Source organism: Pseudomonas sp. TNT3, from assembly GCF_010095445.2.
GTDB lineage: Bacteria > Pseudomonadota > Gammaproteobacteria > Pseudomonadales > Pseudomonadaceae > Aquipseudomonas.
Window position 1 is genome coordinate 94,283 of sequence record NZ_WFGV02000019.1, and the last position, 6,834, is coordinate 101,116.

Consider the following 6,834-nt stretch of genomic DNA (forward strand, 5'->3'; position numbering starts at 1 on the left):
CCTCTTCTTTAATTATGGTCGGGGCAGTTTTGAACGGGGTGAAGCCAATGCCTTTACGGCTAATTGTTAGCGTAGTGCGCATTTCATAAATGCTGTCCGTGGCGGGCCATGATGTGCCGCACCACGCTGTAATCCTGGAGCGAATCGCTGGACAGGTCCTTGCCGTAGCCCGAACGTTTCAGGCCACCGTGAGGCATTTCGCTGACCAGCATGAAGTGGCTGTTGATCCAGGTGCAGCCGTATTGCAAGCGCGCGGCAACCTGCATCGCCTTGTCGAGGTTCTGGGTCCAGACCGACGACGCGAGGCCGTATTCCGAATCGTTGGCCCAGTCCACCGCTTGTTCAAGCTCATCGAAACGGGTCACGGTGACGACCGGCCCGAACACTTCGCGCTGGACGATTTCATCGCTCTGTTTGCAACCGGCCAGCAAGGTTGGCTGGTAATAGAAGCCTGCACCGGAGTGCACCGCCGCACCGGTTACGCGCTCAATGTGCGGTTGGCCGAGAGCGCGTTCGACAAAGCTGGCAACGCGGTCGCGCTGACGGGTGCTGATCAGCGGGCCGATCTCGTTGTCGGCGTCGCGTTTGCCGGCGAAGCGCAAACTGCTGACAGCGGCGCCGAGTTCAGCCACGAGTCGGTCATGAATGCCGGCCTGTGCATAGATTCGGCACGCCGCCGTGCAATCCTGACCGGCGTTGTAATAACCGTAGGTGCGCACGCCTTCGACCACGGCCTGAATGTCCGCGTCGTTGCAGACAATCACCGGGGCTTTGCCGCCGAGTTCGAGATGCGTGCGCTTCAGGGTTTTTGCCGCGGCCTGGAGAATTTTCTGCCCGGTGACGATATCGCCGGTCAGCGACACCATGCGCACTTTCGGGTGGCTGACCAAATGGCTGCCGACGCCTTCACCGCCGCCACACACGATGTTGATCACGCCGCGCGGCAGGATCTCGGCCAGTGCAGGTGCCAGCGCCAGGATCGACAGCGGGGTGTGTTCGGAAGGTTTGAAGACCAGGGTATTGCCGGCGGCGAGGGCCGGGGCGATTTTCCACGCGGCCATCATGATCGGGTAGTTCCACGGCGCAATCGAGGCGACCACGCCAATCGGATCGCGGCGCACCATGCTGGTGTAACCCGGCAGGTATTCGCCGCTGAGCTGGCCGGTCTGGCAACGTACGGCACCCGCGAAGAAGCGGAACACGTCGACAGTCGCGCTCAAATCATCCTGACGGGCCAGGTGCAAAGGCTTGCCACAGTTCAGGGATTCGAGGCGGGCGAGGAGGTCGGCGTTTTTTTCGATCGCGTTGGCGATGTCCAGCAAGAGCACTGAGCGTTGCTGCGGCGTGGTCCGCGACCAGCCGGGGAATGCGCGATGGGCCGCGAGAATGGCTGCTTCGACCTGCTCGGTGCTGGCTTCGGCAATGGAGGTCAGGACTTCGCCAGTGGCCGGGTTAAGGATTGGCTCGACAAAGCCTTGTCCTGCGACCAATTCGCCGTCGATCAACAACGCGGTGAACAACGGGGTCTGCGCGCCAGCCATTTTTCGGGTTCTCTTTTCTTGTGTGGCCATGGTGCTCCCAGTGACTGAGGCCCGGCCGTCTTATATAGATGTAACAAGACTAGTCCGAGGCCCCGAGGTCGACAAATACTAAATACTGAAGGTGGCGTTCGATTAAATAGATGGCTTGCGCCCGCCGTGGGGTTGTTCCCGCGCCACGGTCAGGAAGGGGTCGACCAGGGCCGGTCGTGCGGTGCCTCGGCGCCAGGCCAGGCCGACATCGAGGGTTTGGCTCAAGTCGGCAATGGGGCGCGCTTCGATGATGTCGCCCTCCAGCGACCAGGGGCGGTAGGTCATGTCCGGCTGAATGGACACGCCCAATCCAGCGGCAACGAGGCTTCGAACCGCTTCCGTCGATGCGGTCTTGAGCGTGATGCGTGGTTGCAGGCCGGCGCCGCTCCACATGCGGTGAGCGTTGCGGTCCATTTCATCGACATTCAGCTGAATCAATGGCTCGCGGGCGACGTCCGCCAGGTTGATGCTGTCGTGCTCCAGTAACGGATGCTGGGCGGGCAGCCACAGGCGATGGGGCGAGTGGGTCAGTACTTCGGTTTGCAGTGCGTGGCGATCTTCCAGGTTGGAGAGGATCAACACCCCCACATCGATCTCGCCGCTGACCAGCAAATGCTCGATGTAAGGACGTTCATCTTCCATCACGCGCAGTTCGACATTGGGGTAAGCGCGCTGGAAACGGGTGAGCAAATCCGCCAGGTAATAGCCAGCGACCAGACTGGTTACGCCGATGATCAGTTGCCCGGCCACCTGGTCGGTGCTTTGTTGAAGGCTGCGTTTGGCATTGTCTACTGTCGCCAGGATCAGGTGCGCCTGACGCAGGAATTGGTGCCCCTGGTGGGTCAGGGTCATGCCCTTGGCGTGGCGATTGAACAGGCTGACGCCGATTTCCTGCTCCAGTTGCTGGATGGCCAGGGTCAGGGTGGATTGGGAGATGAAGGCGGTTTGTGCAGCGGCGGAGATGGAGCCGGTTTCGGCGACGGCGATGAAATGACGAATCTGACGCAAGGTCATCATGAAAATTACCCGGTGGGCGGTTTTTATATATTTACATGAGTGTATATCTTTTTTTTCGATGGTCTGCGGTCGCCTGTTCTTTCTCGCGCAACATCTCGAAGCACTCTCGCTTCCGGAGGCCGGGCACTTTCGATCTAGGCTGGTGGCCTTAATGGTCCGGTTAACCCCATTTTTGGAGGCGGAAAATGAATACCCGTGGATTGCTCGATCAGTTGCTCAGGTCGGGTCAGGATATGTTGCAAAAGAAGGCTGGTGGCTCCCATAACAAGGCATCCAGCGGCGGATTGGGCGGTTTGCTGGGCGGATCCGCTGGCTCGGGTGGTCTTGGCGGCCTGCTGTCAGGCGCCGGTGGCGGTGCGTTGGCCGCTGGCGCGATGGGCCTGTTGCTGGGTAGCAAGAAGGGCCGCAATGTGGGTGGCAAGGTCCTGACCTACGGTGGCCTCGCGGCGCTGGGCGTCATTGCCTACAAGGCTTACGGCAACTGGCAGGCACAGCAGGGCGGCGGGGCGAAGACTGAACCGCAAACCCTGGACCGCTTGCCGCCGGCGCAAGTCGAGCTGCACAGCCAGGCAATCCTCAAGGCCCTGGTGGCAGCAGCCAAGGCCGATGGCCATGTTGATGAGCGCGAGCGGGCGCTGATCGAAGGCGAGTTCACCAAGCTCGACAACGATCAGGAGTTGCAACGCTGGCTGCACGCCGAACTCAACAAACCGCTGGACCCAACAGATGTCGCTCGCGCTGCCAGCACTCCGGAAATGGCCGCCGAGATGTACATCGCCAGCGTGATGCTGGTGGATGAGGAGAACTTCATGGAGAAGTCCTACCTGGATGAACTGGCTCGCCAGCTCAAGCTTGATCCGGGATTGAAGGCTGAACTGGAAAAGCAGGTGCGCCAGGCTTCGGTTTAAGCAACGCCCGTGAAAATCGTCTTCCCCGTTTAAGAGCTGCCGAGGCTGCGATCTTTTGATCGTTTGCGGTTATCGGCAGCTTCTTCACCATCAATGACCCATCCAGCACTCATCTCTACCAAATCGACACTAACACTCCTCTTCCCAGATAGCGGAAAGTCCCATTCCAGAGCCAATCCCGGTGTTTGCATGGCCAGGATGAGAAGTGGTGCGCATCCGTCTTATAAATGAAACACCGCCCTCGGCTATACTCCGCAACATTTGAAACGGCCCCGAGGAATGACTGTGAAGAACTGGACGTTGCGCCAACGCATTTTGGCGAGCTTTGCGGTAATTATCGCCATCATGTTTCTGATGGTCATCGTGTCCTATTCCCGTCTGCTGAAAATCGAAGAAAGCGAAGCCAGCGTCCGTGACGACGCGCTGCCTGGTGTGTACTTCAGCTCGGCGATTCGGGGGGCCTGGTCCGACAGTTTCCTGCATATCCAGGAAATGCTTGGCCTCAAAGAAGGGCAAGGTGTTACCGCGGAGGATGACGCCGAGTTCAAACTCTTCGAGACGCGCCTGCAAGAGCAGATGAGCAACTATCGCAACACCGTTACTACCGATGAAGACAAGGTCGAATTCGCCCAGTTTGAAAAATTCCACGAGGATTACAACAAGATCCTGACGGCGGTTCTTGATTTGCATAAACGCCATCAGGAAGACGAAGCGACAAAGATGTTCAATGAGCAATTGACCCCTGCCTGGACCGCAGGACGCGCCAAGCTCAACGACATTATTCGCGAGAACAAGAAAGTCGCCGACGATGACATGGTGGCCATCGATAGCGCCGTGGTCACGGCCAAAGTCATCATGGGCGTGTCCCTGCTGATTGCAGTGCTGGCCGCCGGCCTCTGCGGCCTGCTGCTGATGCGCGCAATCATGGCGCCGATGAACCGTATCGTGAAAATCCTCGAAATCATGCGTACCGGCGATCTCAGCGGTCGCCTGAACCTGGATCGCAAAGATGAATTCGGTGCTGTCGAAACCGGCTTCAACGATATGATGACCGAGCTGACCTCGCTGGTTTCCCAGGCCCAGCGCTCATCGGTGCAGGTCACCACGTCGGTGACCGAAATCGCTGCCACGTCCAAGCAGCAGCAAGCGACTGCCACTGAAACCGCGGCGACGACCACTGAAATCGGCGCGACCTCCCGTGAAATCGCCGCCACTTCCCGTGACCTGGTGCGCACCATGACGGAAGTCTCCACCGCCGCCGATCAGGCGTCGGTGCTGGCCGGCTCTGGTCAGCAAGGCCTGGCCCGCATGGAAGACACCATGCACTCGGTGATGGGCGCCGCCGACCTGGTCAACGCCAAACTGGCGATCCTCAATGAGAAGGCCGGCAACATCAATCAGGTGGTCGTGACCATCGTCAAAGTAGCCGATCAGACCAACCTCCTGTCACTCAACGCCGCCATCGAAGCAGAGAAAGCCGGTGAATACGGCCGTGGCTTTGCCGTGGTCGCCACGGAAGTGCGCCGCCTGGCGGATCAGACCGCCGTGGCCACCTATGACATCGAGCAGATGGTGCGCGAGATCCAGTCGGCGGTGTCGGCCGGCGTCATGGGCATGGACAAGTTCTCCGAAGAAGTGCGCCGTGGCATGTCCGAGGTGCAACAGGTTGGCGAGCAGTTGTCGCAGATCATCCATCAGGTTCAGGCGTTGGCACCGAGAGTGTTGATGGTCAACGAAGGCATGCAAGCCCAGGCTACGGGCGCGGAACAGATCAACCACGCGCTGGTGCAATTGGGCGATGCCAGCAGCCAGACCGTCGAGTCCCTGCGCCAGGCCAGCTTCGCCATCGATGAGCTGAGCCAGGTGGCCGTGGGTCTGCGCAGCGGCGTTTCGCGATTCAAAGTCTGATGAGCGAACTCGCGGCCAGGCGCGGCACCGTGATGCCGGCCAAGCAGTCCCTGTTTCTGGTGTTCCGCATCGGCAACGAGCGCTATGCGCTGCAGGCCATCGAGGTGGCTGAAGTGCTGCCGCGCCTGCCGTTGAAGCCGATAGCCAAGGCGCCGGACTGGGTAGCAGGGGTGTTTGCCTATCGCAGTGCGGTGGTGCCGGTGATCGACCTCAGTGCACTGACTTTCGGCGAACCGGCGCAGGTTCGCACCAGTACCCGATTGGTGCTTGTTCATTACCGCCCGAATGAAGCCGTTGCCCCACAATTGCTTGGGCTGATTCTGGAACAAGCCACTGATACCTTGCGCTGCCACCCGACCGAGTTTCAACCCTACGGTTTGGACAATCGCCAGGCGCCTTATCTGGGGCCAGTGAGGGAAGATGCCCAGGGTTTGCTGCAGTGGGTGCGGGTCGCCGATTTGCTGGATGAGCGGGTGCGCGGGTTGTTGTTTCCCTCGCCACCGCTGGATCCGGCACTGCTTGAGGAGCGACCATGAGCAGCGATCAGCGTTTTTTCGATTTCCTCAAAGAGCGCATCGGCCTCGACGTGACATCGGTGGGGCCGGCGATCATCGAGCGGGCAGTGCGCCAACGCAGCACCGCGAACAGTGACCTCACTGCCGATGCGTACTGGCACCGACTGCAAGGTTCGCGGGACGAGCAGCAAGCGCTGATCGAAGCCGTGATCGTTCCCGAGACCTGGTTTTTCCGCTATCCCGAATCCTTCGCCACGTTGGCGAAGCTCGCGATCAAGCGGCTGGGCGACATCAACAACATGCGCGCTCTGCGGATTCTCAGCTTGCCGTGTTCCACCGGTGAAGAGCCGTACTCCATTGCCATGTCGTTGCTTGATGCCGGCTTCAAGCCCCATCAGTTCAAAGTCGAAGGAATGGATGTCAGCCCCCTCTCGGTGGAAAAAGCCCGGCGCGCGCTGTACGGCAAGAACTCGTTTCGCGGTCAGGACATCGAGTTTCGCGATCGGTTTTTCACGCCCGACAATGAAGGCTTTCGCCTCAGCGAGCGTGTTCTGGAGCAAGTGCGATTGCAGGTCGGCAATCTGCTGGATCCAGTCTTGCTGGCCAACGAGCCGCCCTATGATTTTGTGTTCTGCCGAAATCTGCTGATCTATTTCGACCTGCCGACGCAACAACAGGTCTTTGAAGTCTTGAAGCGTCTGACCCACGTTGATGGCGTGCTGTTTATCGGCCCGGCCGAAGGCAGTCTGTTGGGACGTTTCGGCATGCGTTCGATCGGCATCCCGCAGTCTTTTGCGTTCAGTCGCCAAAACGCGCCCGAACTGCCGCCCGTTTTTGTGCCGACGCCGACGCCGCTGCCGGTGCAGCGCCCTGTCCGCAACGTGACACCGTTACCGGTTCGCAGCCGGCCTTTTG

6 protein-coding genes are annotated in these 6,834 nt (G+C 59.8%); 4 read left to right on the top strand and 2 right to left on the bottom strand.

Annotated features, from left to right (window positions below; all coding sequences use genetic code 11):
• Window positions 1-83: 83 nt before the first annotated feature.
• Both GBC55_RS13860 and GBC55_RS13865 read right to left on the bottom strand, forming a co-directional pair.
• Window positions 84-1,541, bottom strand: a complete 1,458-nt coding sequence (locus tag GBC55_RS13860; protein ID WP_162439228.1) for a gamma-aminobutyraldehyde dehydrogenase — start codon at window positions 1,539-1,541, stop codon at window positions 84-86.
• 132 nt (window positions 1,542-1,673) lie between these two features.
• The gene (locus tag GBC55_RS13865) at window positions 1,674-2,588 is read right to left on the bottom strand and encodes a LysR family transcriptional regulator (RefSeq protein WP_162439229.1); all 915 of its coding nucleotides are present in this window, start codon (window positions 2,586-2,588) and stop codon (window positions 1,674-1,676) included.
• 185 nt (window positions 2,589-2,773) lie between these two features.
• Here GBC55_RS13865 and GBC55_RS13870 point away from each other — a divergent pair, with 185 nt between their 5' ends.
• The 4 genes from GBC55_RS13870 to GBC55_RS13885 all read left to right on the top strand — a co-directional run.
• On the top strand, window positions 2,774-3,496 hold the full coding sequence (locus tag GBC55_RS13870) for a tellurite resistance TerB family protein (protein WP_162439230.1): 723 nt from the start codon (window positions 2,774-2,776) through the stop codon (window positions 3,494-3,496).
• A 285-nt stretch (window positions 3,497-3,781) separates the two neighbouring features.
• Complete coding sequence (locus tag GBC55_RS13875) at window positions 3,782-5,404, top strand: methyl-accepting chemotaxis protein (RefSeq protein ID WP_162439237.1); 1,623 nt, start codon at window positions 3,782-3,784, stop codon at window positions 5,402-5,404.
• Window positions 5,404-5,940: a chemotaxis protein CheW gene (locus GBC55_RS13880; RefSeq protein ID WP_162439231.1), complete on the top strand. Its 537-nt coding sequence runs from the start codon at window positions 5,404-5,406 to the stop codon at window positions 5,938-5,940. Before GBC55_RS13875 ends, GBC55_RS13880 begins: the two co-directional genes overlap by 1 nt.
• On the top strand, window positions 5,937-6,834 hold an 898-nt coding region (locus tag GBC55_RS13885), incomplete at its 3' end, for a protein-glutamate O-methyltransferase CheR (protein WP_247266908.1). The genes GBC55_RS13880 and GBC55_RS13885, both read left to right, overlap by 4 nt.

Excerpts from the sequence above, each read along its gene's own strand:
- GBC55_RS13860 (WP_162439228.1), bottom strand. The coding sequence starts at position 1,541 with ATGGCTGGCGCGCAGACCCCGTTGTTCACCGCGTTGTTGATCGACGGC.
- GBC55_RS13865 (WP_162439229.1), bottom strand. The coding sequence starts at position 2,588 with ATGATGACCTTGCGTCAGATTCGTCATTTCATCGCCGTCGCCGAAACC.
- GBC55_RS13870 (WP_162439230.1), top strand. The coding sequence starts at position 2,774 with ATGAATACCCGTGGATTGCTCGATCAGTTGCTCAGGTCGGGTCAGGAT.
- GBC55_RS13880 (WP_162439231.1), top strand. The coding sequence starts at position 5,404 with ATGAGCGAACTCGCGGCCAGGCGCGGCACCGTGATGCCGGCCAAGCAG.